The sequence below is a fragment of the Psychroflexus halocasei genome, from assembly GCF_900107595.1.
GTDB classification, from domain to species: Bacteria; Bacteroidota; Bacteroidia; order Flavobacteriales; family Flavobacteriaceae; genus Psychroflexus; species Psychroflexus halocasei.
On the sequence record NZ_FNQF01000006.1, the window covers coordinates 54,090 to 80,056 of the forward strand.

Annotated in this window: 26 protein-coding genes; 14 read left to right on the forward strand and 12 right to left on the reverse strand. The window is 34.0% G+C overall.

From position 1 onward, the window contains the following. The first annotated feature begins 61 nt into the window (after positions 1-61). Positions 62-799 carry a lysophospholipid acyltransferase family protein gene (locus BLV84_RS08515; RefSeq protein WP_093244252.1) on the forward strand — a complete coding sequence of 246 codons (738 nt, stop codon included), beginning with the start codon at positions 62-64 and terminating at the stop codon, positions 797-799. Positions 800-820: 21 nt separating this feature from the next. On the opposite strand, the gene BLV84_RS08520 is transcribed toward BLV84_RS08515, so the two are convergent. From BLV84_RS08520 to BLV84_RS08530, 3 genes are all read right to left on the reverse strand, one after another. Beyond that, positions 821-1,582: a YebC/PmpR family DNA-binding transcriptional regulator gene (locus tag BLV84_RS08520; protein ID WP_093244253.1), complete on the reverse strand. Its 762-nt coding sequence runs from the start codon at positions 1,580-1,582 to the stop codon at positions 821-823. A gap of 43 nt (positions 1,583-1,625) precedes the next feature. Then, positions 1,626-2,669: a ferredoxin--NADP reductase gene (locus BLV84_RS08525; RefSeq protein WP_093244254.1), complete on the reverse strand. Its 1,044-nt coding sequence runs from the start codon at positions 2,667-2,669 to the stop codon at positions 1,626-1,628. 63 nt (positions 2,670-2,732) lie between these two features. Further along, positions 2,733-3,332 (reverse strand): hypothetical protein, encoded by a 600-nt coding sequence (locus BLV84_RS08530; protein WP_093244255.1) that lies wholly within the window; start codon positions 3,330-3,332, stop codon positions 2,733-2,735. Positions 3,333-3,470: 138 nt separating this feature from the next. On the opposite strand from BLV84_RS08530, the gene BLV84_RS08535 reads away from it, so the two are divergent. The 3 genes from BLV84_RS08535 to BLV84_RS08545 all read left to right on the forward strand — a co-directional run bounded on the left by BLV84_RS08535 (position 3,471) and on the right by BLV84_RS08545 (position 6,695). After that, positions 3,471-4,874: a nicotinate phosphoribosyltransferase gene (locus BLV84_RS08535; RefSeq protein ID WP_093244256.1), complete on the forward strand. Its 1,404-nt coding sequence runs from the start codon at positions 3,471-3,473 to the stop codon at positions 4,872-4,874. A gap of 3 nt (positions 4,875-4,877) precedes the next feature. Continuing rightward, the gene (gene pncA, locus BLV84_RS08540; protein WP_093244364.1) at positions 4,878-5,468 is read left to right on the forward strand and encodes a bifunctional nicotinamidase/pyrazinamidase; all 591 of its coding nucleotides are present in this window, start codon (positions 4,878-4,880) and stop codon (positions 5,466-5,468) included. Between the two features lie 81 nt (positions 5,469-5,549). Further along, a complete protein-coding gene (locus tag BLV84_RS08545) occupies positions 5,550-6,695 on the forward strand; it encodes a cystathionine gamma-synthase (RefSeq protein WP_093244365.1) in 1,146 nt (381 codons plus the stop codon). A 36-nt stretch (positions 6,696-6,731) separates the two neighbouring features. Here the strand turns inward: BLV84_RS08545 and BLV84_RS08550 are convergent, their stop codons facing one another. Beyond that, positions 6,732-7,151, reverse strand: a complete 420-nt coding sequence (locus BLV84_RS08550; protein WP_093244257.1) for a CBS domain-containing protein — start codon at positions 7,149-7,151, stop codon at positions 6,732-6,734. A 190-nt stretch (positions 7,152-7,341) separates the two neighbouring features. On the opposite strand from BLV84_RS08550, the gene BLV84_RS08555 reads away from it, so the two are divergent. Further along, entirely contained in the window at positions 7,342-9,144 is a 1,803-nt protein-coding gene (locus BLV84_RS08555; RefSeq protein ID WP_093244258.1) for a GNAT family N-acyltransferase, read from the forward strand. Position 9,145: 1 nt separating this feature from the next. Next, the gene (locus tag BLV84_RS08560; protein ID WP_093244366.1) at positions 9,146-9,538 is read left to right on the forward strand and encodes an HIT family protein; all 393 of its coding nucleotides are present in this window, start codon (positions 9,146-9,148) and stop codon (positions 9,536-9,538) included. Between the two features lie 63 nt (positions 9,539-9,601). Here the strand turns inward: BLV84_RS08560 and BLV84_RS08565 are convergent, their stop codons facing one another. The 6 genes from BLV84_RS08565 to BLV84_RS08590 all read right to left on the reverse strand — a co-directional run bounded on the left by BLV84_RS08565 (position 9,602) and on the right by BLV84_RS08590 (position 16,461). After that, positions 9,602-11,920, reverse strand: coding sequence for a penicillin-binding protein 1A (locus BLV84_RS08565; RefSeq protein WP_093244259.1), 2,319 nt, complete (start codon positions 11,918-11,920; stop codon positions 9,602-9,604). Continuing rightward, positions 11,910-12,419 carry a gliding motility lipoprotein GldH gene (locus BLV84_RS08570; protein WP_093244260.1) on the reverse strand — a complete coding sequence of 170 codons (510 nt, stop codon included), beginning with the start codon at positions 12,417-12,419 and terminating at the stop codon, positions 11,910-11,912. Before BLV84_RS08570 ends, BLV84_RS08565 begins: the two co-directional genes overlap by 11 nt. After that, the gene (locus BLV84_RS08575; protein ID WP_093244261.1) at positions 12,406-13,674 is read right to left on the reverse strand and encodes a PSP1 domain-containing protein; all 1,269 of its coding nucleotides are present in this window, start codon (positions 13,672-13,674) and stop codon (positions 12,406-12,408) included. The genes BLV84_RS08570 and BLV84_RS08575 overlap by 14 nt, the downstream gene beginning before the upstream one ends. A 148-nt stretch (positions 13,675-13,822) precedes the next feature. Next, on the reverse strand, positions 13,823-14,302 hold the full coding sequence (locus BLV84_RS08580) for a regulatory protein RecX (RefSeq protein WP_093244262.1): 480 nt from the start codon (positions 14,300-14,302) through the stop codon (positions 13,823-13,825). Positions 14,303-14,377: 75 nt separating this feature from the next. Next, positions 14,378-15,919, reverse strand: coding sequence for an Rne/Rng family ribonuclease (locus BLV84_RS08585; RefSeq protein ID WP_093244367.1), 1,542 nt, complete (start codon positions 15,917-15,919; stop codon positions 14,378-14,380). A 251-nt stretch (positions 15,920-16,170) separates the two neighbouring features. After that, on the reverse strand, positions 16,171-16,461 hold the full coding sequence (locus BLV84_RS08590) for an HU family DNA-binding protein (RefSeq protein ID WP_093244263.1): 291 nt from the start codon (positions 16,459-16,461) through the stop codon (positions 16,171-16,173). Between the two features lie 126 nt (positions 16,462-16,587). Here BLV84_RS08590 and mutY point away from each other — a divergent pair, with 126 nt between their 5' ends. From mutY to BLV84_RS08615, 5 genes are all read left to right on the forward strand, one after another. Further along, on the forward strand, positions 16,588-17,643 hold the full coding sequence (gene mutY, locus BLV84_RS08595) for an A/G-specific adenine glycosylase (protein WP_093244264.1): 1,056 nt from the start codon (positions 16,588-16,590) through the stop codon (positions 17,641-17,643). Positions 17,644-17,680: 37 nt separating this feature from the next. Further along, a complete protein-coding gene (locus BLV84_RS08600) occupies positions 17,681-18,130 on the forward strand; it encodes a single-stranded DNA-binding protein (RefSeq protein WP_093244265.1) in 450 nt (149 codons plus the stop codon). Between the two features lie 22 nt (positions 18,131-18,152). Further along, positions 18,153-19,472, forward strand: coding sequence for a gliding motility-associated protein GldE (locus BLV84_RS08605; RefSeq protein ID WP_093244266.1), 1,320 nt, complete (start codon positions 18,153-18,155; stop codon positions 19,470-19,472). Beyond that, entirely contained in the window at positions 19,462-20,031 is a 570-nt protein-coding gene (gldD, locus tag BLV84_RS08610; protein WP_093244267.1) for a gliding motility lipoprotein GldD, read from the forward strand. The genes BLV84_RS08605 and gldD overlap by 11 nt, the downstream gene beginning before the upstream one ends. Positions 20,032-20,103: 72 nt before the next feature. Continuing rightward, entirely contained in the window at positions 20,104-20,997 is an 894-nt protein-coding gene (locus BLV84_RS08615; RefSeq protein WP_093244268.1) for a DMT family transporter, read from the forward strand. Positions 20,998-21,066: 69 nt separating this feature from the next. On the opposite strand, the gene BLV84_RS08620 is transcribed toward BLV84_RS08615, so the two are convergent. Continuing rightward, complete coding sequence (locus tag BLV84_RS08620) at positions 21,067-23,130, reverse strand: M16 family metallopeptidase (protein ID WP_093244269.1); 2,064 nt, start codon at positions 23,128-23,130, stop codon at positions 21,067-21,069. A 5-nt stretch (positions 23,131-23,135) separates the two neighbouring features. Continuing rightward, the gene (locus BLV84_RS08625) at positions 23,136-24,464 is read right to left on the reverse strand and encodes a M16 family metallopeptidase (protein WP_093244270.1); all 1,329 of its coding nucleotides are present in this window, start codon (positions 24,462-24,464) and stop codon (positions 23,136-23,138) included. A gap of 179 nt (positions 24,465-24,643) precedes the next feature. Here BLV84_RS08625 and BLV84_RS08630 point away from each other — a divergent pair, with 179 nt between their 5' ends. From BLV84_RS08630 to rpmA, 3 genes are all read left to right on the forward strand, one after another. Next, positions 24,644-25,087 carry a DUF4199 family protein gene (locus BLV84_RS08630; protein WP_093244271.1) on the forward strand — a complete coding sequence of 148 codons (444 nt, stop codon included), beginning with the start codon at positions 24,644-24,646 and terminating at the stop codon, positions 25,085-25,087. Positions 25,088-25,153: 66 nt separating this feature from the next. Then, positions 25,154-25,645 (forward strand): 50S ribosomal protein L21, encoded by a 492-nt coding sequence (gene rplU / locus BLV84_RS08635; RefSeq protein WP_093244272.1) that lies wholly within the window; start codon positions 25,154-25,156, stop codon positions 25,643-25,645. A 17-nt stretch (positions 25,646-25,662) separates the two neighbouring features. Next, the gene (rpmA, locus tag BLV84_RS08640; protein ID WP_093244273.1) at positions 25,663-25,923 is read left to right on the forward strand and encodes a 50S ribosomal protein L27; all 261 of its coding nucleotides are present in this window, start codon (positions 25,663-25,665) and stop codon (positions 25,921-25,923) included. The last annotated feature ends 44 nt before the right edge of the window (positions 25,924-25,967 follow it).

Sequence of the window (25,967 nt, forward strand, 5' to 3'; positions counted from 1 at the left end):
TATACAGCAAAGGTAAAATTTTTCGCATTCTAATTCATATAGTTTACTAAATTTGGCATCTATGAAATGGATCAAAATTCCTTTTGTTATTTTATGGCGTTTGTGGTTTTATATTTTGGTGATTGTCCCCATCATCATTATGATGCCTGCTTTACTTGTTACGACAGCCAGAGAAAAATATTATAAATATGTTTACGCTATTGCGCGCTTGTGGGCAAAAATTGTGCTATTTGGTATGGGATTTATACCAAAAGTGACGCATAAAACGCAATTAGAAAAAGGCAAAAGTTATATGCTAACGGCTAATCATACCAGTATGATAGATATTATGATGATGTTTTACCTTTCAAAATATCCTTTTGTTTTTGTTGGAAAAAAAGAATTAGCACGTTTTCCAGTTTTCGGATTCTTCTATAAACGCAGCTGTATTTTGGTGGATAGAAAAAACGCAAAAAGCAGACATCAAGCTTTTAAAGAGGCTGAACGAAGACTAAGTCAAGGCACAAGTATTTGTATTTTTCCTGAAGGTGGCGTTCCTGATGATGTTTCAATTAAGCTAGATCGTTTTAAAAAAGGCGCTTTCCGATTAGCGCTTGAACATCAAATTCCGATTGTCCCGATTAGTTTTTTAGATAATAAAACAAAATTTCGTTATCAATTTTTAACAGGTCGCCCAGGAAAGTTAAGAGCTGTAGTTCATCCTTTGGTAGAGACAGAAGGAATGCCGTTAGACACAGCCTCAAAAAAAACTCTCGAAGACAAAACGCGTGCTGCCATCGAGAGTTCATTAATTTGGTAAAAGCATTTTTATTTAAAAAAATTAATCTTCTTCTTCTAGTTTTTCAATCAATTCATCGGTGATTTCAAGTGTATGATAAACGTTTTGAACATCGTCATCATCTTCAAATTTCTCGATGAGGTTCATGATTTGGATGGCATCATCAACAGCTAATTCTGTTGTGTTTAAAGGAATGCGTTCCAATTCAGCTTTTTTAGGTTCGATGTTGAGTTCTTCAAGTTTTTGTGACATTTTTCCAAAATCTGTAAATTCAGAGTAAACCATCAGGAATTCATCTTCATTTTCAAATGCTGTTGCGCCACCATCGATGAGTTCGAGCTCTAACTCTTCAAGATCATGTTCTAAATTTTCTTTCTCTATGGTAAAAACACCTTGGCGTTCAAAAAGAAATTCTAAAGAACCATTTGTTCCTAAATTCCCTCCGTTTTTAGAAAAAATAGATCTAACGGAAGCTACAGTTCTGTTGGTATTATCAGTTGTACATTCCACAAAAATAGCGATGCCATGAGGGCCATAACCTTCAAAAGAAACGATTTCGTAATGATCAGCATCAGCGCCAGAAGCTTTTTTGACGGCGCGCTGAATAGTGTCTTTAGGCATATTAACGCCCTTGGCATTAGCGATCGCGTTACGTAAAGTTGGGTTTGTATCTGGATCTGGTCCACCAAAATCTTTAACTGCAACGGATATTTCTTTAATCGCACGTGTAAATTCTTTAGCTCTTTTTTTGTCTTGGGCGCCTTTTCTGTGTTTGATATTCGCCCACTTACTATGTCCAGCCATGATAATTTTTATTAGAAATTAAACTTTTTAATGACTTTTTAATTTATATATCATCATAATCAATCGTGATTTTACCAGTTTTTGGTAAAGATTGACAAGTTAAGACTAATCCTTCATCTAAATCTTCATCCGTAAGAATTTGATTTTTAACCATTTCAACTTCACCTTCTGTTATTTTAGCAACACAACTACTGCAAATACCGCCTTTGCATGAATAAGGTGCATCAATATCTTGATCTAAAACGGCATTTAGCACACGCTCATCTTTTTGCATTGTAAATTCAAACTCTTCATCATCAAGTATAACTTTTATTTGTGTTGCGCCATCGTGTGCTTCAGTTGGTTTGGCATCTTCAGATGAAAAGAAAAGCTCGAAGTTTATTTTTTCTTCGGCGATATCATTTTCTAATAAAACATTTTTGACTTGATCAATCATTTCTTCAGGACCGCATAAAAAGTAGTTACTAAAGTCAATTGACTTGTATTTGTTTTTCACCACATAATTGATGGTTGGTTTTTCAATACGGCCAAAAGTTGCATTGTCTTCTTTAGTTTCGCTGTACACAAACTCAATGAAAAAACGTTCATTATACTTTTTTTGAAGTTCTAAAAGTTCATTGATGTAAATAGTACTTTCTGGTGATTTATTACCATATACCAAAACAAATTTAGTGTCATCATTGTCTTTTAAGCTATGTTTTATCATCGACATAATTGGCGTGATGCCGCTGCCTGCTGCAAAAGCAATGAAGTTTTTACTTTCTGAATTATCGGGTAATTTAAAGAAGCCTTCTGGCGGGTGCACATCTAAAGTGTCACCAGCTTTAAGTTCTGAATTAACGTAATTTGAAAAAACACCATTTTCAATGGCTTTCACCACTACTGATTTATTTTCAGTATTATGAGAGCTAATGGAGTAGGAGCGGCGCTCTGTGTTGCCGTTTAATGTTTTTTCAAATGTTAAATACTGACCTGCTTTATGTTTAAATTCTTCTTTTAGATTTTCAGGAATATCAAGCGTTAGTTCAACAGCTTTTGGTGTTTGTCTTTTTATTCCTTTAACTTTGATTGTATGAAAGTTTGACATTTATTAACGATTTTGAACAAAAATACAATCTTCGCTTTAATAAAGACTTAATTTAATAAATGATTAATGATCGCTTAATATTTGGTCATTTTTAATGGCAAAAACAGATTGATAATCCTTTGCTTCAATCTTATTTGATACATTATTAGTTGCAAAAGTAGGTAAGCTGAAACCTGTTTTGGTTTCACAGAAGCAAGGCAAATTTTCTTGATTAATTTCGATGAAATTATCAGCCGAAAAAATAACTGTTTCGTCAGATTTATCATGGCGATAGGTGACTTTAAAATCTTTAAAATTCAATTCACTTAAACACTCTATACCAATATGTTTAAAATCTTCTAAGAACGCATTTTCTTCAGATGAGATGTAAAAGAAATGCGCCTTTTCAAATTTGCTTTTAAACTCTTTGAGATTTTCAAGCGCTTCGTTGATGTGAAATCTTAATCCACCAAGAAATATAATTTGTTTGGGTTTATAATTTTTAATACAAGCTTCTAATTGAATTATTATTTTGAGTTTACCAAAATCAGCTAAGCGTTTATCTTCAGAAATTGAAGATTGATAAAATTCGAAGTTAGGAATTATCAAAGCTTTTTGTTTTTCGTCATAAATTGAGCCTGTATGATGTAGCTCTATGTCGGCATTCTTAAATTTGTAATTCAAAATATATGTTTTATAAGATGAAAACCTAAGATAAGACTTCCTAGTTGAGATATTGTTGAAGTGATCCCTAAATTTCATTTAAACTCTGTTTATATCTTTATAAATCTTTTATTTTTACATTCTTAACACAGATATCTAATGCAGAAAATAACAGCATCTTACACCGACTTTTACCAGCTCACAATGGCACAAGTCTATTTTTTAAATCAAAACCATGAAGATCAATCTGTTTTTGATTATTTTTTTAGAAAACTCCCTTTCCATAGTGGTTATGCTATCTTTTCTGGCCTTGAAGTTTTGATCGATATTTTAGAAGATTTTAAATTTACACCTGAAGAACTTCAGTTTTTAGAAAAACAAGGTTTCCATAAAGATTTCATCAATTATTTATCTGATTTTCAGTTTAATGGTGAAATAAAAAGTGTTCAGGAAGGTGATCTCATTTTCCCAACACGACCAGTTTTACAAGTGAAAGCAACAATTATTGAAGCACAAATAATAGAAACACTTGTGCTTAATATTTTAAATTTTCAAACTTTAATAGCAACAAAAGCAAGTCGTATCAGGTTAGCAGCTCCGCATGATACTTTAATCGATTTCGGAATGAGACGTGCACAAGCTACTGGTGCTTATTATGCCAGTCGAGCTGCCTACATTGGTGGCTTTGATGCAACGAGTAATGTGAAAGCTGCAACAGATTTTGGCATTCCCGTCTCAGGAACAATGGCGCATGCTTTTATACAATCTTATGAAAATGAGCTTGATGCTTTCCGTGATTTTGCTGAGGTGCATCCTGATAATTGTGTGTTACTGATAGATACTTATGATACTTTGAGAAGTGGTTTGCCTAATGCTATAAAAATCGCTAAAGAATTAGAAGCAAAGGGACACAAGTTAAAAGCCATTCGTTTAGATAGCGGAGATTTATCTTATCTCTCTAAAAGATGTCGCAAAATGCTAGATCAAGAAGGATTGAGCTATGTGAAAATCGCAGCTTCAAATCAGTTGGATGAACATGTGATTAAGAGTTTAAAAGATCAAAATGCTTCAATTGATGTCTATGGCGTCGGTACCAATTTAGTGATCGGAAATCCAGATGCAGCGCTTGATGGCGTTTATAAATTAGCTTTTGCTGATGGAAAACCACGCATCAAGTTATCCGAAAATGTTGCAAAATCAACTTTACCAAGTGAAAAACAAGTTTACCGCATTCGAAATCAGAAAAATGAAATGCTAGGTGCCGATATTATCACACAAGTTGATGAAACAAATATCGAAAAAATGCATCACCCGTTTGATTTGACAAAATCTACGACTTATCATAGCCACATTCTTGAACCGCTTTTAAAAACTGTGATGAAGGACGGAAAACGTTATGAAAAGAAAAAATCTTTAGCTAAAATTAAGGCTTACGCAGCCGAGCGTTTAAATGAACTTCCTGAAGAATATAAACGATTTTCAAATCCGCATATTTATAAAATTGGTGTTTCAACTGAACTTTTAGAAACCAGAGAAAAATTAAGAGAAACTTTAAAGAAATAAATGATGAAAACACTTGTATTGGTCGATGTTCAAAATGATTTTATGCCAGGCGGTTCGCTTGAAGTGAAAGAAGGAGATCAAATTGTCAGCGAAATCAATAAAATTATTCAAAACTATGATTTAGTTGTCGCTACTGTTGATTGGCATCCTGAAAACCATATGAGTTTTGCTTCTAATCATGTTGATAAAAATCCTTTTGATAGCATTGATTTTAAAGGAAGCAAGCAAACTTTATGGCCAAATCACTGTGTTCAAAATACTGAAGGTGCTGCTTTTCATCCTGATTTAAAACAAAGCTATATAGAAACAATTTTCAGAAAAGGAACAAATCCTGAACTTGATAGTTACAGCGGTTTTTATGATAATATGCATGAAAAATCAACAGGTTTGGCAGGTTATCTCAAAGAGAAAGGCGTGAGCGAATTCGATGTTTGTGGTTTGGCAGGAGATATTTGCGTTTATTTTACCATTAAAGATGCTTTAGATGAAGGCTTTAAAGTGAATGTGATTGAACAAGCTACAAAAGCTTTAGAACCTGTGACTTTTGAGAAACAGAAAGCTGAGCTTAAAGAGAAAGGTGTTTCTTATTTTTAATATTCTGTTAAACGAAACAGAATTAAAGCAAAATATGAATTGAGATATTTTTGATTTCTTAATTTGATGAAAATTAAGAACATGAAATTTAATACGAAAACAATTCATGGTGGTCAAGAAGATATTGATCCTGCTTATGGTTCAGTAATGCCACCGATTTATCAAACCTCAACATATAAACAAAGATCTCCTGGTGAGCATCAGGGTTATGAATATTCACGAAGCGCCAACCCAACGCGGACAGCTTTAGAAAAAGCCATTGCTTCTCTTGAAAATGGAAAACATGGTCTGGCTTTTGGCTCAGGTTTAGCAGCGATCGATGCCGTGATGAAGCTATTAAAACCAGGTGATGAGGTTATATCTACCAACGATTTATACGGCGGAACTTACCGTCTTTTTAATAGCATTTTTAAAAATTTTGGTATCAAGTTTCACTTTATTGGTATGTCAAATCCCGATGAGATTGAAAGTTATATCAACACAAATACAAAAATGATTTGGACAGAAACACCGACTAATCCGATGATGAATATTATCGATATTGAAAGTGTTGCTCAAATTTCAAAAAAGCATAATCTCAAGCTCGTTGTCGATAATACTTTTGCTACAGCTTATTTACAACAACCTCTTGATTTGGGTGCAGATATCGTGATGCATAGCGCTACAAAATACCTTGGCGGTCACAGTGATGTTGTGATGGGAACTTTGGCTGTAAAAGATGATGAACTTGCCGAAAAGCTTTACTTTATACAAAACTCAAGTGGCGGAATTGCAGGACCAATGGATAGTTTTTTGGTGTTGAGAGGTTTAAAAACACTTCACGTCAGAATGCAACGTCATTGCGAAAATGGTCGCGCTGTGGCAGAATATTTAGCTCAGCATCCAAAAGTTGACAAAGTTTATTGGCCAGGTTTTGAAACTCACCCAAACTATGATATTGCTAAAAAACAAATGAAAGATTTTGGTGGCATGGTTTCATTTACCACAAAAGGAAATAAACAAAGTGATGCAGTTCAGTTTGTAGAGAATTTAAAAGTCTTCACTTTAGCTGAATCTCTTGGAGGCGTTGAGTCTTTAGCTGGTCATCCCGCAAGTATGACGCATGCGTCCATACCAAAAGAAGAGCGTGAAAAAACGGGTGTTGTCGATTCCTTAATCAGATTAAGCGTTGGCATTGAAGATGAGGAAGACTTGATCGCGGATTTAAAGCAAGCTCTTGAAGCATAAAAAGTCAATCGCCATATTTCAGGCGATTGAGGTTTTTTAATATTGTTCAAGTAAATATTTGATGATGTCCGTTGTGGTTACTATTCCAACAATTTTATCATATTTAATGACAGGAAGTGCGTGAAATTCTTTTTTGGCAAATATTTCAGCAGCTTCTTTTATTGTCGTGTGTTCAGTCACAACTTCAACATTTTTGGTCATTACTTGTTCTAAAGTGAACATTTCGTAAACCGTTGTTTCAATCTCTTGGCCGTCATCATCAGTGGCATCAGCAAAAGAGATGCGCATCAAATCAGTGTAACTCAACATCCCGATAATTTTGTCGTTTTTAACAACAGGGATATGTCTGATTTTGTTTTTCTTAAAGAGCGATTCAGCTTTGCTTAAGCTGTCATTGACATTTAATTTAATTAAATTATCTGTCATTATTTTGGAGATTTTGTCTGTTGCTTCCATGGTTATGTTGTTAAGATTATTAATGTAAATTTCTGATAATAAATTAGTAAGTTACATGATTAAAGTCATTTTTAGATGACTTCTTAATTTGCTCATTCAAAGAGTCAAATTTGAATAATTACTTTTCAGTCACTTATAGAAATATACAAAAAAATAAAGTTTTATCTTTACAAATTGCAATTTACACTCTATGGCAATCATCAGTTCAAAGGATATTTCAGAAGCATTAAATTTTAACCGATTCGGTTATTTCGGTCAAGTGCTTGGCAATGTCGTTTTACAACTTACAAAACTCAATAAGCTTAACGATATTTATGATAAATACCGTGAGCTTGATGGTGTTGAGTTTATTGATGCTATACTGTTAGAAGTTGGAGCAGAATTTCACATTCCAGAAAAAGATTTTAAAAGAATTCCAAAAGAAGGCCCTTTTATCACGGTTTCAAACCATCCGCTTGGTGCGATTGATGGCCTTATTTTGCTTAAAATAATGCTTGAACAAAGACCAGATTATAAAGTTGTAGCAAATTTTTTATTACAAAAACTAGATCCTTTAAAGCCTTACGTCATGCCTGTTAACCCTTTTGAAGATAGGAAGGACGTAAAATCAAGTGTTTCAGGTCTGCGTGAAGCCCTAAAACACATCAAAGAAGGCAAGCCATTTGGTGTTTTCCCAGCAGGTGAAGTTTCTACTTTTAAAGAAGATAAAAAAATAGTTGATAAACCTTGGATGCCAGAGGCAATGAAACTTATACAAAGGGCAAATGTACCTGTTGTTCCTGTATATTTCCACGCTAAAAACAGTCCTGTCTTTTATAAATTAGCGAAAATCAATCCTAATTTACGAACTGCCAAATTACCAAGCGAAATGTTGTCTCGTCCTAAAAACAGACCGATTAACGTGCGTATTGGCAATCCTATTTCGCCCAAAGATTATCAAGAATATGAAGATCTAGAAGATTTCACAAATTACATGCGTCGCAAAACATATATGCTCGCGAATGCTTTTGAGAAAAAGAAATTAATTAGTCAAATCCCAACTCAGATCAAGCTTCCGAGAGCTCCACAAAATATTATTGAGGAAGTCGGCAAAGACTGTATTTTAGAAGAAATAGAAAAATGTAGAAATAAAAGTGACCGTTTATTACAAAGCAATAATTATGAAGTTTTTCTTTCAAGAACGGATCACATCCCGAATATCATTAGAGAAATTGGGCGTCAAAGAGAAATCACTTTTAGGTCAGTAGGTGAAGGGACAAACAAATCTATTGATCTCGATAAATATGATGAATATTATCATCACATGTTTTTGTGGGATAATAAAGCAGAGCGTATTGCAGGTGCTTATCGCATGGGTTTTGGGAAAGAAATTTATAAAAATCACGGAATTGATGGTTTTTACTTAAATGAATTATTTCGTTTTGAGCCTGAGCTTTACAAATTAATGAGCGAGTCTATTGAAATGGGACGCGCTTACATCATTAAAGATTATCAGCAAAAACCAATGCCTTTGTTTTTGCTTTGGCGTGGTATAGTGCATTGTACATTGCGCTTTCCTGATCATAAATATTTAATAGGAGGCGTGAGTATTAGTAATAAATTTTCAAACTTCTCAAAATCAATGATGATTGAGTTTATGAAATCAAATTATTACGATCCTTATGTTGCGCAATTTATTCGACCTAAGAAAGAGTTTAAAGTTAAGCTAAAAGATGCGGACAAAGATTTTGTTTTCGATGCGACAAAAGCTAACTTGAACAAGTTTGATAAAATTATTGATGAAATTGAACCAGACAATTTACGCTTACCCGTTTTGATTAAGAAATACATCAAACAAAATGCAAAAGTTGTCGCTTTTAACGTCGATCCGATGTTTAATAACTCAGTAGATGGCTTAATGTATATCAGAATATCAGATTTACCAGAAAGCACCGTCAAACCAGTTTTAGAAGAATTTCAAGCAGAACTTGAACAACAAAATAAAGAAAAATAATATGTCAATTTTCACAAAGATTATAAACGGAGATTTACCAGCCTATAAAGTTGCTGAAAATGATGATTTTTTAGCCTTTTTAGACATCAATCCTAATACAAAAGGTCACACACTTTGTATTCCCAAAAAAGAAGTTGATAAAATTTTTGACCTTGATGAAGACACTTACAATGCGTTGATGACATTCTCTAGAAAAGTCGCTTTGGCTTTACGCAAAACGGTTGAATGCAAGCGCATCGGCATGTCAGTCATTGGACTTGAAGTGCCACACGTCCATGTCCATTTAATTCCTTTACACAAAATGGAAGACACGAGGTTTGATAAAAAAGTCTCACTTTTTGAAGAGGAATTTAAAAAGTTAGCAAAAGAAATTCAGGATAATTTTGAGGCTTGATTGAATTATAAAGTACTTAAACTAAAAAGCCGAGATCAAATTTGAATCTCGGCTTTTGTGTATTTAAAAATCAATCTTGACTTCTTCAAATTCATTTTCTTCTCCTTCTTCATCTTCTTTTTCAAGATCATCGCAATCAATTTTGATGCTGAGGTTATCAGGTTTTTCAAAATCATCATCAGAGACAATAATGTCTTCATCTTTATACAAAGATTTCATGTACATTCCCCAAATTGGCAAAGCCATTGTTGCACCTTGACCATAAGTAATTGTCGGGAAACGAACTGATCTATCTTCACCACCAACCCAAACGCCAGTTGCTAAGTCAGGAACCATCCCGATAAACCAACCATCACTTTGGTTTTGTGTTGTTCCTGTTTTTCCTGCAATCGCATTTTTAAAATCGTAAGGATAACCAGTGACTGCACGTTGATAGTGCGGTAACTTTTTAATATAATCGAAATTTGAACGTAAACGACGTCCAGAACCAAAACGCGTCACACCTTCAAGTAAGTTGACAGTAACATAAGCTGATTCTTCATTAAGGACATCACGTGTTTCAGGTGTGTGTTGATAAAGTATAGTCCCGTTTTTATCTTCTATTCTTTCTATTAAAAAAGGCTCAACGTAAACACCTTTGTTAGCAAAAGTACTGTAAGCAGAAACCATTTCGTAAACTGAAATATCAGCAGAACCTAAAGCAATTGCGGCTACAGGGTCAATATTTCGGGTATCAATACCGAGTTTATTTAATAAACTGATGACATTTTCAGGTCCAGTTCTGTCAATCATTCTTGCTGTAATTGTGTTGATTGACTCAGCTAAAGCTCGTTTTAAAGTCTTGACTCCTCCATATTCATTACCTGCATTTCTTGGTGTCCAATCTTTTGTTACGCCATGTCTTCCTTTTGGAATGGTGTATTTTGTATTTGGCATTTCTAAGCATGGCGAATAATGAAGTTGATCAATGGCTGTTGCATAAACAAATGGTTTAAATGTTGACCCAACTTGTCGGCGCGCTTGCTTAACGTGTTCGTATTTAAAGTATTTGTAATTAATACCGCCAACCCAAGCTTTTACAGCACCGGTTTGTGGGCGCATTGACATCATCCCAGCGTTAAGGAATGATTTATAATAACGAATGGAATCTCTTGGTGTCATCAAAGTATCGATAGCGCCTTCCCATGAGAAAACTTTCATTTCACGCTTTTTATCAAAGCTTGCAAGTATTTCTTCCTCGTTGAAATCTTTCTTTTTCATCTCTTTGTAACGAGGTGAATTTTTGATTCCTCTATTGATAATGCGTTTGATTTCTTCTTTATTAACGCTTCTAAAGGGTGATGTCTTATTGTTTTTATTCTGTCTATTAAATTCTTTTTGAAGTTTTTCTAAATGTCTATCAACAGCTATTTCAGCATATTCTTGCATGCGGTAATCAATGGTTGTGTATATTTTTAAACCATCACTGTAAATATTATACTTCGTGTCATCTGGCTTAAAATTTTCTTCATCATTGATCCAATTTTTTAAGAAATCACGGACGTGCTCTCTGAAATAAGTTGCGATACCATCATCATGTTGCTCTGGTGAATAATCAGTAACAAGCTCTAACTGACGTAAAGAATCTCTTTCTTTTTCAGTGATAAAGCCGTTTTTTTCCATTTGCCCAAAAACGGTATTTCTTCTATTTAAAGCATTTTCTTTGAAGGTTTCGCGAAGCGGATTATGAGATATCGGATTTTTGAGCATTGCGACCAACACAGCCGACTCCTCAACTGTCAACTCTTGTGGTTCTTTGCTGAAATAAATTCGCGCTGCAGATCTCACCCCAACAGCTTGATATAAGAAATCAAATTTGTTGAGGTACATCGTGATAATTTCCTCTTTGGTGTATTGCTCTTCAAGCCTAACAGCGATAACCCATTCTTTTATTTTCTGAACACCACGTTCAAATTTGTTTTTATTTGTTACATCAGAGAAAAGCAACTTTGCTAATTGCTGGGTAATTGTGCTTGCGCCACCTTTTGTTCCTAGGTAAGCGACGGCTCTTAGAGTTCCTTTAGCATCAATACCTGAGTGAGAGTAAAATCGCTCATCTTCAGTTGCAATTAACGCTTGAATCAAGTGAGGAGGGATATCTTCATACTTAACTGGCGTTCTGTTTTCTTCGTAATATTTACCTAATGTTTTTCCATCTGCTGAAAGAACTTCAGTAGCTAAGTTAGTTTCAGGATTTTCTAATTCTTCAAAGGTTGGCATTTCACCAAAAAAGCCCCAACCTGCAAAAAGAAAGACGAAGACAACACACAGAATTCCAGCAGTAAAAATAGCCCAGAACCACAAGATGTATTTTTTGAAATTATTATTTTTTTTATCTGTCATTTTCTTGCTTGTGTTTTTCGATGCTTAAACCCACATCGGTAATTCCTTTTAAATTTTCGAGTCCTTTAACTTCTCCAAAAGCACGCATGGCTTGCTTGATATTAATTTTGTATTCACCAATTTCTGTGAATTTCACATTTTGTTTATACCACAATTTACTTGATTTGATACTGCTAAAACCTTCTCCCATAAACTCTCCATTAGGGTAAGCCATCTCGTACTCAAGTGTATCGACGATAACTTTTCCATTAGGGAAATTGATATCTGCGATGACAAATAAATTACTGAATTTATAGTCTTGATTATTTCTGATGTTAAAAAACAAATCATAATGATTGACTGTATCAGAAACCTCAACTTCAAATTCAGCAGTTTGTTCAGTTGGCCATCCATCATCATAAGATTTGACCTTTGAATAAAAAGTATCATTTGATTGGCATGCGTTAAATATGAAAATCATCATTAAAATAGATGCGAATAAAAATCTATTGCTTTTCATTATTTGACTTAGGTTTGTTTTGTTTTTTAGGTTTTCTGTGACGTGAACCTTGGCTTTTATTGTCTTTATTTGACTTTTGCGGATTCGATTTCTTTTGGTTTTTTTGACCTCTTGATTTTTGAGAAGCTGGTTTTTTCTTATTTGATCTTTTCTTTGGTCTGCGTTTAGGCTTATCAAAACGTGTTAAACTATCTTGATCAACTGAATTTTCGAAATTTGTCGATATTTCTGGCGTATCATCAACAAATTCTTCCAAGCTTGCGACGGGTTTACCCTCTTTCTCAGCTTTAATAATTTCCTGAACAGCTTTGGTGTCTATTTCAATCCAGTTGTTATACTCGCCTTCATAAGCGTACCATAATTTGAATTTGAAAATATCTATTTTCTGGCAAACTGCTTCTCCTTTTTTAGTGACTAATTTTTTGTCTTGTCTTGGGAAATCTTTTAAAGCATCTAAATATGAATCTAATTCATAATTTAAACAGCACTTTAATTTTCCACATTGCCCAGCTAATTTCAATGGATTTAAAGATAACTGTTGGTAACGCGCAGCTGCTGTTTTAACTGTTCTAAAATCAGTTAACCAAGTTGAGCAACATAGCTCGCGGCCACAAGAACCGATACCGCCAAGTCTTGCAGCTTCTTGTCTAAAGCCAATTTGCTTCATTTCAATTCGAATCTTAAATTCGTAAGCAAACTCCTTGATCAGCTGTCTAAAATCAACTCTGTCTTCGGCAGTGTAATAAAAAATAGCTTTTGATGCATCACCTTGAAATTCAACGTCACTAATTTTCATTTTAAGGTTAAGTCTGATGGCAATTTCTCTTGCACGCACCTTAACTGCGTCCTCTCTTTCTCTGGCTTTTTGCCAGATATCTATATCTTTTTGGTTAGCTTTTCTGTATATTTTTGCTAAATCAGGCTTGTAAGGATCTTCTTTTTTCTTACGCATTTGCACTTTTACAAGTTCTCCTGTAAGCGTGACAATGCCAATATCGTGACCTGGTGATGTTTCTGTAGCGACGATATCGCCAATTGATAATGTGAGTTTATCTGTATTTCTAAAAAACTCTTTACGTCCGTTTTTAAAGCGAACTTCAACAGCGTCAAAAGGTTCAGAACCTGCTGGAAGTTCTACATCTGATAACCAGTCAAAAACTGTCAATTTATTGCAAGAATCTACTCCACAATTTCCATTACTCTTGCATCCTTTGGGCAAACCATCACTTTTGCTAGCACAACTGCTACATCCCATATGTTTATATATTTAGAGCTTTTTGGCGTTATGCCTCAGCGTTTTGTTAGTATAATAATAATCGGTAAAGATATTAAAATATTGTCAGGGCAGATTTTTTTAGCTTTCTTATCACTAAATTTTTCTTATTTCATGAGCTTATTCGGGCTCATGAAGCTTGACAAAGCCTGTTGATTGTTTCGTAAATTAATGTGTTTTCATAACCGCGATAGGCAAGGTATTGATATATTTTCTGACGACTTTTTCGTGAACAATCTTGATTGAGTTGCTTGTATTTCTGTTCTGCAAGTTGATTAAGTGTTGCAATATAGTCTTGATCGTTGATTTCTTTTAAGGCCGTTTTGATATTAAAATGTGAAATTTTTCTGAATTTAAGTTCACGTGTAATTCTGAGACGTCCCCATTTTTTTATTCGAAATTTTCCTCTTGCAAAACTTTGAGAAAAACGTTCTTCATTTAAAAAATCATGTTTAATCAACTCATTAATAATGTGTGCTTTTGCCGTCTCATACATGCCTAACTGATCGAGTTTTTTCTCGACTTCTTGGTGGCAGCGATCTTGGTAAGCACAATATTGCATTGCTTTGGCAAGTGCTTCATCAACGGTTAAAGATTGTTCTTTCTTCATAGAATTCTCAAAGATAAGTTTTTTCTTTTTTGGGCATAAAAAAAGCCCAGTTGCATATAGCAAATGGGCTTTTATTTAGTATTTAATAGGATTTCCATCCTTATCGACAAAGTGATACTCTAAATATTGATGTGCATCACGTGGTTGTATTTTGATCCATTTTTTGAAATCAAGAAACCATTTTGTTCGCATTGATGGCGTTCCTTTAACAAGGTATGCCGCAACGAAAGGATGTGCTGTTAGAGTTACTTTTTTGTAACCTTTAGCAATTATCTTTTGTAAATCTGTATTTATTTTATTGATGATAACGATAGGCGCTTCAACTTCTCCGTCTCTATTCGGATTTTTTTCACGCGTTTTAATCGCGAGTTCTGGTCTGACACGCTGTCTGGTAATTTGGATTAATCCAAATTTACTAGGCGGTAAGATTTTGTGTTTAGCTCTATCATCACTCATTTCAGCTCTTAAATGATCGTAAAGTTTTTTACGATGTTCTGCATTGATCATGTCAATAAAGTCAACAACAATAATACCTCCCATATCACGTAGCCTGAGTTGGCGTGCGATTTCGGTAGCACTAATGAGGTTAACTTCTAAAGCTGTATCTGCTTGATTTTTTGCCTTGTTGCTTCTATTACCACTATTCACGTCAATAACGTGCATAGCCTCTGTATGCTCTATAACGAGATAAGCACCTTTTTTCATTGTGACAGTTTCTCCAAAAGAGGTTTTAATCTGTCTTTCAACATTATATTTTTCGTAAACAGGTACTTTAGAGTTGTAATGAGAAACGATTGATTCTTTCTCTGGTGATATTTCACCAACGTAATCTTTAATTTGTGAGTATAAGCTTTCATCATCAACAACAATAGAAGTAAATGAGTCGTTAAACAGATCTCTTAACATTGATGATGCTTTATTGAGTTCGCCAAGAACTTTATTAGGAGGTTGTACACGTTGTATTTTTTTACACATGCTTTGCCAGCGATTGAGTAGATTCTGTAAATCTTTATCAATATCGGCAACTTTTTTACCTTCGGCTACTGTACGAATAATAACGCTAAAGCCTTTCGGTTTAATGCTTTTAACAAGACGTTTAAGTCTGTTTTTCTCTTCTTTATCTTCTATCTTTTGTGAGATAGAAACTCTATCTGAGAAAGGAACCAGTACAATATAGCGACCTGCTAATGAGAGTTCACTACTAAGGCGAGGACCTTTGCTTGAAATTGGTTCTTTAACAACTTGTACGAGTACAGATTGATTTGGATTCAGTACATCTGTAATCACACCATCTTTGTCAATATCTTCTTCAAAGTTAAAATTTTTGAAGGTGTAATCTTTAAATTTTGGCGAGCTTGCTTTCTTAACAAATTTAAGTAATGTTTTGATTTGTGGACCTAAATCATGGTAGTGTAAAAATCCATCTTTTTCATAGCCAACATTGACGAATGCGGCATTGAGGCCAGAAAGTGCTTTTCTGACTTTGGCGAGGTAAATGTCACCAACTGCAATATTATTGTCACTAGACTCTTTGTGCAGTTCGATTAATCTTCCCTCTTTAAGCAAGGCAAAATCTACAGCGCCGGAACTTGATCTTATAATTAATTCCTTGTTCACGCTTTTAAATTTTGTTTCTAAGCTGTTCTGCTTAGAAAAATTAAACAATTATTGTAAGGATGTAGAAGTTTAGGTTTTAAACTTCGATGTCAAAGAACGTGTTGATAAAAGTAGAAAAAGTAGTTATTGAAAACTACTTTTTCTTGTGACGGTTAGCTCTGTTTCTCTTTTTTCTTTTGTGAGTTGCTACCTTATGTCTTTTTCTTTTTTTACCACTTGGCATAAGCTGTGTTTTTTTATTGATTAATAATTTATTTTACTTCAACTTTAGTTTTTACACCTTCTATGAAAACCTTTGCAGGTTTAAAAGCAGGAATGTTGTGTGCTGGTATCTTAATTGTTGTGTTCTTAGAGATGTTACGACCAGTTTTTTCTGCTCTTTTCTTGACAACAAAACTTCCGAAACCTCTCAAGTACACATTGTCTCCGCTCTCTAAAGAATCCTTTACTTCAGCCATAAAAGTTTCAACAGTAGCCTGTACTTCAGCTTTCTCTAAGCCTAACTTATCTGAAATATTAGCTACAATATCTGCTTTTGTCATAGTCTTTATATTTAAAAGTGTTTATTAAATTTGAGTTTGCAAATATACAGAATTAAATAACAATAAATAAATACAAAACGCTAAATAGTAGTGATATAAGCCATATTTTTGTTCGAAAATAAAAATTTGAACTTTTCTAAAGCGCTCATTAACTGGTATCATACGCATCACAGAGACTTGCCATGGCGTCATACAACGGCTGCTTACAATATTTGGTTGTCAGAGATTATGCTTCAACAAACGCAAGTTATAAAAGTGCTTGACTATTATCGCAATTTTTTAGAAAAATATCCAACCGTTCACGATTTATCAAGGGCTAGTGAAGATGAAGTCCTGAAAATGTGGCAAGGTTTAGGGTATTACTCCAGAGCAAGAAACTTGCACAAAACAGCTCAAACAGTGAGTGAAAACAATGGAGAATTCCCTGATACTTACAAAGAACTTAAAAAATTAAAAGGCATAGGTGATTATACGGCTGCTGCTATTTCGTCTTTTGCTTTTGGTGAAGCTCAGGCAGTGCTAGATGGTAATGTTTATCGTGTGTTAGCTAGATATTTAGGAATTGATTTACCCATAAACTCCACTGAAGGTGTCAAGCTATTTAAGGAAAAAGCAAAACAACTTTTGGATAAAGATAGACCAGCAGATCACAATCAGGCCATTATGGAGTTTGGTGCATTGCATTGTAAACCAAAGAAACCTAAGTGTGATTCATGTCCTTTACAAATTGATTGCGTCGCATATCAACAAAATAAAGTGAATGAACTTCCTGTAAAACTAAAAAAAGTGAAAGTTAGAAAGCGGTACCTTAATTATGTGATACTTCAAGATCAGAAAGAACATTTTTTACTTCAAAAACGAACTGAAAAAGATATTTGGCAAAATATGTTTGAGTTTCCTCTTTATGAATCTCAAAATAATCTTAATCAAGCGACAACTCAAAGTTTTAATTTAACTTTGCCAACTGAAAATTTAATACGCTTAACTGATCAGCCTATTAAACATCAATTAACGCATCAAAGCTTGTTTGTTCATTTTTGGAAGTTAGACTTGAGCGAATCTTTTAAAACATACCCAAATTTACTAGAAGATTATGAGGTTGTCACCAAAGAAGAACTTCTGGATTATGCAGTCCCAGTTTTGATTGCTAATTATATTCAGAAACACTTTTTTAAAGGATAAATCTTTTTTATTACATTTACATTTAAAATCAATTATTATGGCTGGGACACTCAATAAAGTTATGCTTATCGGACACACAGGAGATGACGTTAAAATGCATTATTTTGAAGGCGGTAATTCTATCGGAAGATTTCCGTTAGCTACCAATGAAGAATATGTTAATAAAGCAACAAATGAGCGTGTTAGCAATACGGAATGGCACAATGTTGTTGTTCGTAATAAAGCAGCCGAGATTTGTGAAAAATACCTCAAAAAAGGTGATAAGGTTTATATTGAAGGTCGCATCAAAACCAGAAAATGGCAAGATGATAAAGGCATGGACAGATATTCAACAGAAATTCATTGTTCAGAATTTACATTCTTGACGCCTAAAGGAGAGAGCGATCAAAGCTCTTCAGCTCCAGCCACTCAACCTAACCAGCAGAAACCAGCTTCACAACCTACTAAAGAAACGAAGGTTGAAGAAGAAGACGATCTGCCCTTTTAGTTCAATTTAAATCACACGTAATTTGGAACCTGACCCCTCGAGTTTGTTTATAAGTTTAGCCCTAGATGCTGGCGGTATATTTCAGCTTGTTCTCTTTTTTATATTATTGATATGCTCAGCTTTGGTTTCTGGATCAGAAGTAGCTTTGTTTTCTCTTAAGCCGACTGATTTTGATTACGAAAATATATCGGCTAAAGATCAAATTTTGATCAATCTTATCGATAGACCAAAAAAACTTTTAGCAACAATACTTATTGCTAATAACTTTATCAATATTGCTATTGTTTTGCTTTACAGTTCGTTTAGTGACGACTTAATGCAAAGTACCAACATCAGCTGGTTTGGCATTAATCTTAAATTGATAATTGATATCGGGATTGTGACTTTCCTGATTTTGCTTTTTGGTGAAATCTTGCCTAAAGTTTATGCCAACAGAAATAGTGTAGAGTTTGCACATTTTATGGCTTATCCATTAGCTGTTTTAGATAAAATATTTTCACCTTTAAGCATGCCAATGCGCTCAGTAACCTTGAAAATTCACCAGAAGTTTGGTAAACAAAAATCTCACTTAAGTGTTGATCAACTATCCCAAGCGCTTGAGCTAACCAACGAAGAAGAGACAACTGTTGATGAAAAAAAGATTTTGCAAGGCATTGTTTCTTTTGGAAATACCGATGCTAAGCAAGTCATGAAACCAAGACTTGATGTTTTTGCTTTGAGTTCTGATACGGATTACCAAGTTGTTTTGAATCAAATTGTTGAAAATGGTTATTCTCGAATTCCAGTTTATAAAGAAGATGTTGACAATATTATCGGGATTCTTTATGTGAAAGATTTGTTGCCTTACCGAGATCATGATGATTTTGAATGGCAGAGCTTGCTGAGAGAACCTTACTTTGTTCCTGAAAACAAAAAACTTGATGATTTATTAAACGATTTTAAGTCTCAGAAAAATCACTTAGCAATTGTTGTTGACGAGTACGGAGGCACAAGCGGATTGATTTCTCTTGAAGATATTATTGAAGAAATAGTCGGGGATATCAGTGATGAGTTTGATGATGAAGATTTGGTTTTTTCTAAAATTGATAATCATACTTTTGTTTTTGAAGGTAAAACTTCTCTGAAGGATTTCTACCGTATCTTTGATTTTGATGAAAATACGCAAACCGAATTTGAAACAGAGAAGGGTGAGTCAGAAACCTTAGCGGGTTTTGTTCTTGAAATTTCAAAAAGTTTACCCAAGAAAAATCAAACCATTCAGTTTTTACAATTTACTTTTACAATTGAAGTTGTTGATAATAGGCGTATTAAACAAATTAAAGTGAAACGAAATGAATCTTAAGCTTGTCTCTTTCTTATTATTGTTCGTTTTTTTGACGATGAGTTGTCAAACGGATGTGCAACCTAAAGCCAAGGCTTTTCTGGATTTAAATTATCCTGATAATAGTTATAAACAGCTTAATACAAACTGTCATTTTTACTTTGATGTTAATGAGTTAGTGAAGATTGATCAATCCAAAAATTACGATCAATGCTCATTTGATATCGTTTATCCTCAAATGGACGCGACCATATTTTTCTCTTATAAAAAAGTCAATAATAATTTGAGAGAATTATTGTCTGATGCTCAAAAGCTTCCCTTAAAACACACGATTAAAGCAGATGCGATAGAGGTTGATGTTTACTCAAACGATGAAACAAATACCTATGGAAACTTTTATGAAGTTGAGGGTGACGCAGCTTCTCAAGCTCAATTTTATTTAACTGACAGTGTCAACCACTTTGTGACAGCTTCTATTTATTTCAAAACACGTCCCAATTATGATTCCATTTTGCCAGCTGCAGCTTATCTCAAAAAGGATTTAAAACGAATGGTTGAGAGCTTAAGGTGGACGAAATAAGCCTTTAAATTTTAGTCAACTTTTATAAGGAAAGCTGAATAATTAAATTGATTTTTGCACAAAAATTTCAAAGTGCCAAATCAATATCTAAAATGGTTTTTCCTCATCACATTATCTTTGCTTTGGGGAAGCTCATTTATTCTTATTAAAAAATCTTTATTAGGTTTAACTCCAATACAATTGGGAGCAGTTCGTGTATTAATCACTGGTATAGTGCTAATTCTATTTGGCTTTAGGAAGCTCAAACAGCTCAATAAGCAACAATGGTTTTGGGTAGGTTTATCAGGCTTTATAGGGACGTTTTTTCCAAGTATTTTATTTGCTTATGCAGAAACAGAAATTGACAGTGCAATTGCTTCAATATTAAATTCAACTGTCCCTTTATTAGCGCTTATTGTTGGGTTGAGCTTTTTTGGAGCAGCTTTTATCAGGAAACAATTTATTGGTGTTTTCATCGGTTTAATAGGTTCTGTATTGCTCATTTTTGCTGGCGCATCACTTAATCCTGATCAGAATTATTGGTTTTCAATTTTACCTATTATCGCTTCTGTGATGTATGCTTTTAATGCAAATATTATTAAAAAATATCTTCAAAATGTATCAGCTTTAGGTATTGCAACGGGATCCTTTTTAATTTTAATTCCTGTTTCAATTATTGTTTTATTTGCAACTGATTTTTTTACTGCTGAAAAGTTGAAATCTCCTGAGACGCATCAAGCGCTTATTTATGTAAGCATTTTAGCTGTTTTAGGGACTGCTTTCGCAAAGATTATTTTTAATCGTTTAATACAGATTTCGAATCCTGTTTTTACAACTTCAGTGACTTACTTAATACCAATCATCGCTTTGTCTTGGGGGTTTTTAGATGGAGAGCAATTTAATATGATGCAATTTGGTGCAGGCTTAATCATTTTATTAGGTGTTTATCTTGCCAATAAAAAGAAGCGACTTAAAAATAGAGCTTAATTTTTAGCATAAAAAAAGCTGCTCTAAAAATTAATTTAGAGCAGCTGAATTATTTAAAGGATTTCAGATTTATTCGAAATCTTTATCAGAAACACCTTCGTTAACTTTAACTTCTTCAATGTTGATTTCAATCTCCATTGGTCCTACTTTTTGAGTTAATTTAAATGGAAACTTAATCCCTTTAACTTCCTTGTAGTCAGAGTAGTCAATTGTTGTTGTCGCTGTTTGCCCCATTTGCTCAACTGTTGTTGCAGTTTGGATTTTTAAACCAGTTTCAACACTATAAAACTCTTTAGTTGTTTCGTTGATTTTTACAGCATATGCATCTTGTCCATCAATGCTTTCAATTGCTACAAGTTCAACACCATCAGCGACATTTAATTCACGAACAGCACCAGCAATTTTTTTGTTTGCCATATTTTGCTCTTCAGTGTAATCCATACGTTGACCTTGAGCAACTTGGTAACCTTTTTCACCATCAAAAATCATTTTCTGTACTGTGTTTCCGCCCATTTTAAGCTCTACACTAGATTTCCCTGATTTGGTTCTTTTTTCTTGGTATTGAAAAGTTGCACCTGGTACAGTTGCATCACCTTTTAAGTAAACTGTGTTTACGTTTTCGGCTTTGTCTTTTCCTCCAATTGCTTTGATGTAATTTTGGTAAACACTAGCTGCATCAACACCTTCTGGAATTGGCTTAGTGAACTCTGGTTTATCAATTTTATTCGCTTTCTTATCATAGTACAATACTGGGACACGCTTGCCATCAACAGTTACTTTTTCTAAGTTTTCAACAACTTCAGAACCTTTACCAGTCACAATAATTCTTAAGTTATCAACTTTAAGATATTTATTTGCGACTCTTTTAATGTCAGCAACAGTTACAGCATTAATCTTCTCTAAGAAAGTTTCATAAAAATCTTCAGGAAGCTTTTTAGTTTTAATATTAAGTGCGTAGTTAGCCACAGTTGAAGGGTTTTCTAATTGCATCACAAAGCTACCAGCAAACTTTTTCTTAACGTCTTCTAACTTATCTTTATCAACGTCTTCAGTTCTGATACGTTTGATTTCTTTAACAAATTCAACAACTGAACTGTCAGTTACCGCATTTCTTACACCAGCTGAAGCTCTAAAGCGTGCAGCATATCTGCTACTGCCAATGCTTGATCTTGCGCCGTAGGTGTAACCTTTATCTTCTCTAAGATTCATGTTTAGGTAACTTCCGAAACTACCGCCAAGGATTTGGTTAGCAACAATAACTGGGAAATAGTCAGCATCACTCATCTTTAAGTCAACAGTGTTTTGAACGATAATTTGACTTTGAACAGCATTTGGCATATCAACAAAGTTGATTTGCGTGTATTGCGCATCACGAACTGCAGGAAGACTCTCACTTGGAGGTGTTTCTTCTTTCCAGTTCTTGAAATGTTCTTTTACTAACTTCTTTACTTCTTTTTTAGAAATATCTCCAACAACAACCATATATGCATTTTTTGGAGAGAAGTAGTTACGGTACATGTTTTTAACATCAGCTAAAGTAATAGACTCAACAGATTCTGGTGTTGTAAATTGTCCGTAAGGATGATTTTTCCCATAAGCTAAAGCAGATGATACACGACTACCAATAGCTTCTACGTTTTTTTCATTGCTTTTTAAACCTTCAATAAGTTTTGCTTTTTCAGATTCAAATTCTTCTTGAGAAAAAACTGGATTTAAAGCACCTTCAGCCATTAATTCCATCACACGAGGGAAGAATTTTGATAAAGAACTCGCGTAAGCACTTTCAGATCCGAAGCCAACTGAAGCGCCAAGAAAATCTATCTCTTCATTGAATTCGTCTTTAGAAATGTTTTTAGTACCAGTACCAAGTAAGCTAGAAACCAGGCTCGCTGTTCCAGGTTTATCAGCAGTGTAAGGTTTGTTGTCTATCATTAATCGCACAGAAACTCTTGGTAGCTTGTTGTTTTCAACAACTAATACTTCAAGCCCGTTGCTTAACGAGAATTGATCAGGCTCTCCAAGATTAATTTTTGGAGCTGGTCCTGGTTTAGGCATTGTCGATCTATCGATTTGTGCAGTCGCATTTGTTGCGATCAGACAAACTATAAATAGGGTTAAAATTTTAAATTTCATGTCTTTTATTTTTGTTCTTTATCTGATTCAGGTAAATAGTCTAAGTCTAAACGCTTGTTTTCTTGTAAGTATTTCTGAGCTACTTCTTGAATTTCTTCACGCGTAATACTTCTGTAGATTTCAATTTCTTCATTGATTAAATCTGTATCACCATATAATACATTGTAAGTTGCTAATGAACTTGCGATTCCTTGAATGCTTGAATTAGAACTTACAAATCTATTTTCAAATTTGTTTTGTAACTTCTGAAATTCTCTTTCTGAAATAAGTTCAGTTCTCAGTTTCTCAACTTCATCATCCATAATTTCAGCAAGCTTGTCTAAAGGAGTATCTCCCATAGGTAAAGCACCCATAACGTATGTTCCGTAATCTTCCATTGGTCTTGGGAAAGCTAAAACTTGTAATGCTACTTTTTCATCGTCAACCATTCTTTTATATAAACGTGAACTTTTACCGTCTGTCAAAATTGAAGAAATCATGCTCATAACGTAAGAATCACGGTGGCTCATACCAGGAATTCTGTAAACATGAACTTTTAAAGGAATTTGGATATTGCTATCGTATTCAGTTTTAACGATTGTCTCCTTAATTGGGTCTTCCTTAATATTAACTCTTTTGACCTCTGGTTTGCTTTTGATAGAACCAAAATAGTCTTGAACCATTTTTTTCATTTCGTTCTTTTCGAAATTACCAGCGACAACTAATGTTGCATTATTTGGGCCGTAGAATTTTTCAAAAAATGCTATAAATTCATCGAGTTGAGCAGCATTTAAATCATCCATCGTACCGATAACAGAGTTTTTGTAGGGGTGTTTTTTAAACAAATGCTTATTAATACCTGTTGCATATGCAACTTTACCATAAGGAGCGTTGTCAATTCTAGAACGTTTTTCTTCTTTAACGACTTCATTTTGTGTGTCAACACCAATTTGATTAATGATTGGGTGGAGCATACGCTCAGATTCCATCCATAAACCAATTTCAATAGCGTTAGAAGGGAAAGTTTCGTAGTAGAAAGTTCTGTCTTGTGATGTGTTTGCATTGTTGCTACCACCGTTGGCTGCAACGATGTTGAACCACTCACCACGTTCAATATTTTTTGTTCCTTCAAATAAAAGGTGCTCAAAAAAATGGGCAAAACCTGTACGTCCTTCTGTTTCGTCTTTTGAGCCAACGTGGTACATAACACCAACTGTTGCAACAGGAACAGTATTGTCTTGATGTAAAATGACATGTAAGCCATTGTCTAAATCATACTCTGTAAACTCTACTTGCTGAGCGAAAACAGGTATACTCATACAAAAAAGCAACAGTAAATTAAATGTTCTTTTCATTTTTAAATAATTTTAAATGTAAACTATAAGTTGATAAAATTTTAGATATGTTACAAATATCTATGTTTAATTTTGAACTAACCTGCTAAAGACATCTTAAATCTATAATTTTTATGTCTTAACAAGATATTTGAATATGTTTTACATTAATTTTTGTAATTTAACATAAAAATTAAACGATGAACAGAATTTCTATTTCAATCAGATACGGAACTGCACTCGCAGCATCACTTATTGCGTATTTCTTAATATTAAGTTTATTTGATGCACACACGCAAGCAGGTTTTAGTACATTTAATATGGTGATTACGGCCTTTGCGATTTATGACTCAATACGTTCGCGCAAACACGAGCTTCGAGAAAATTTTAAATATGAAAATGGAGTTGTTTCAGGATTGATCACAGGTATTTTTGGTACAATCTTATTTACTGTTTTTATGAGTATTTACACTTCGGAGTTAAATCCTGATTTTTTAGACAACTTAACAGGAATGATGTCCAAAAATTTAGATGTTAATCCATTGATGTTTTCATTTGTAGTTGCCATTATGGGCTTTGCGACAACAGTCGTGATGACTTTAACTTTTATGCAGCTTTTCAAAAAATCTATTCATAAAAAATAAAAATTCTTTGTGTTTATTTTAAAAGGCGTATATTTGCAAGCATTTTAAAATTTAAACATAAACACTATGTACGCAATCGTAGAGATAGCAGGGCAACAGTTCAAAGTAACTAAAGACCAAAAAGTGTTTGTACATCGTTTAAAAGAAGATGAAGGAGCTTCAATTAGCTTTGATAAAGTTCTTTTATTTAACGATGGCAGCACAACGACTCTTGGCGCCCCAGCTATAGATGGTGCAAAAGTTGACGCAAAAGTCCTTAAGCACTTGAAAGGAGACAAAGTTATTGTCTTCAAAAAGAAAAGAAGAAAAGGTTACAAAAAGAAAAACGGTCACAGACAATATTTGACTGAGATTCAGATTGAAGGTCTTTTCGGAAGTGGATCAAAATCATCATCAAAGAAAGCTGAGCCAAAAAAGGAAGAAGCTAAAAAAGATGACGGAAAACAAGACTTGAGTAAAAATACCGTTGCTGAATTAAAGGAAATGGCTAAGGCTCAAGGTTTAGAAGGTTATTCTTCATTGAAGAAAGCAGAATTAATTGAAGCTTTAAGCAAATAATTTAAAAACTTTTAGAGATGGCACATAAGAAAGGTGTAGGTAGTTCGAAGAACGGAAGAGAATCAGAATCGAAAAGATTAGGCGTAAAGATATTTGGTGGTCAAGCTGCTGTTGCAGGAAACATCATCGTTAGACAAAGAGGGACTAAACACAGACCTGGAACTAACGTTTACTTAGGAAAAGATCACACTTTACACGCTAAAGTTGATGGAATTGTGCAGTTTACAAAAACAAAAGGTGATAAATCTTATGTTTCTATTGAGCCTTTTGAGGCTTAAAAAGCGCACTTATATAATTTTTAAAAAGCCTGATGAAATTTTCA

Bases quoted from the DNA above. Each gene is read 5' to 3' on its own strand.
- BLV84_RS08515 (WP_093244252.1), top strand. From the start codon at position 62: ATGAAATGGATCAAAATTCCTTTTGTTATTTTATGGCGTTTGTGGTTT.
- BLV84_RS08520 (WP_093244253.1), bottom strand. From the start codon at position 1,582: ATGGCTGGACATAGTAAGTGGGCGAATATCAAACACAGAAAAGGCGCC.
- BLV84_RS08525 (WP_093244254.1), bottom strand. From the start codon at position 2,669: ATGTCAAACTTTCATACAATCAAAGTTAAAGGAATAAAAAGACAAACA.
- BLV84_RS08535 (WP_093244256.1), top strand. From the start codon at position 3,471: ATGCAGAAAATAACAGCATCTTACACCGACTTTTACCAGCTCACAATG.
- pncA (WP_093244364.1), top strand. From the start codon at position 4,878: ATGAAAACACTTGTATTGGTCGATGTTCAAAATGATTTTATGCCAGGC.
- BLV84_RS08545 (WP_093244365.1), top strand. From the start codon at position 5,550: ATGAAATTTAATACGAAAACAATTCATGGTGGTCAAGAAGATATTGAT.
- BLV84_RS08550 (WP_093244257.1), bottom strand. From the start codon at position 7,151: ATGGAAGCAACAGACAAAATCTCCAAAATAATGACAGATAATTTAATT.
- BLV84_RS08555 (WP_093244258.1), top strand. From the start codon at position 7,342: ATGGCAATCATCAGTTCAAAGGATATTTCAGAAGCATTAAATTTTAAC.
- BLV84_RS08560 (WP_093244366.1), top strand. From the start codon at position 9,146: ATGTCAATTTTCACAAAGATTATAAACGGAGATTTACCAGCCTATAAA.
- BLV84_RS08565 (WP_093244259.1), bottom strand. From the start codon at position 11,920: ATGACAGATAAAAAAAATAATAATTTCAAAAAATACATCTTGTGGTTC.
- BLV84_RS08570 (WP_093244260.1), bottom strand. From the start codon at position 12,419: ATGAAAAGCAATAGATTTTTATTCGCATCTATTTTAATGATGATTTTC.
- BLV84_RS08575 (WP_093244261.1), bottom strand. From the start codon at position 13,674: ATGGGATGTAGCAGTTGTGCTAGCAAAAGTGATGGTTTGCCCAAAGGA.
- BLV84_RS08580 (WP_093244262.1), bottom strand. From the start codon at position 14,302: ATGAAGAAAGAACAATCTTTAACCGTTGATGAAGCACTTGCCAAAGCA.
- BLV84_RS08590 (WP_093244263.1), bottom strand. From the start codon at position 16,461: ATGACAAAAGCAGATATTGTAGCTAATATTTCAGATAAGTTAGGCTTA.
- BLV84_RS08600 (WP_093244265.1), top strand. From the start codon at position 17,681: ATGGCTGGGACACTCAATAAAGTTATGCTTATCGGACACACAGGAGAT.
- gldD (WP_093244267.1), top strand. From the start codon at position 19,462: ATGAATCTTAAGCTTGTCTCTTTCTTATTATTGTTCGTTTTTTTGACG.
- BLV84_RS08620 (WP_093244269.1), bottom strand. From the start codon at position 23,130: ATGAAATTTAAAATTTTAACCCTATTTATAGTTTGTCTGATCGCAACA.
- BLV84_RS08625 (WP_093244270.1), bottom strand. From the start codon at position 24,464: ATGAAAAGAACATTTAATTTACTGTTGCTTTTTTGTATGAGTATACCT.
- BLV84_RS08630 (WP_093244271.1), top strand. From the start codon at position 24,644: ATGAACAGAATTTCTATTTCAATCAGATACGGAACTGCACTCGCAGCA.
- rplU (WP_093244272.1), top strand. From the start codon at position 25,154: ATGTACGCAATCGTAGAGATAGCAGGGCAACAGTTCAAAGTAACTAAA.
- rpmA (WP_093244273.1), top strand. From the start codon at position 25,663: ATGGCACATAAGAAAGGTGTAGGTAGTTCGAAGAACGGAAGAGAATCA.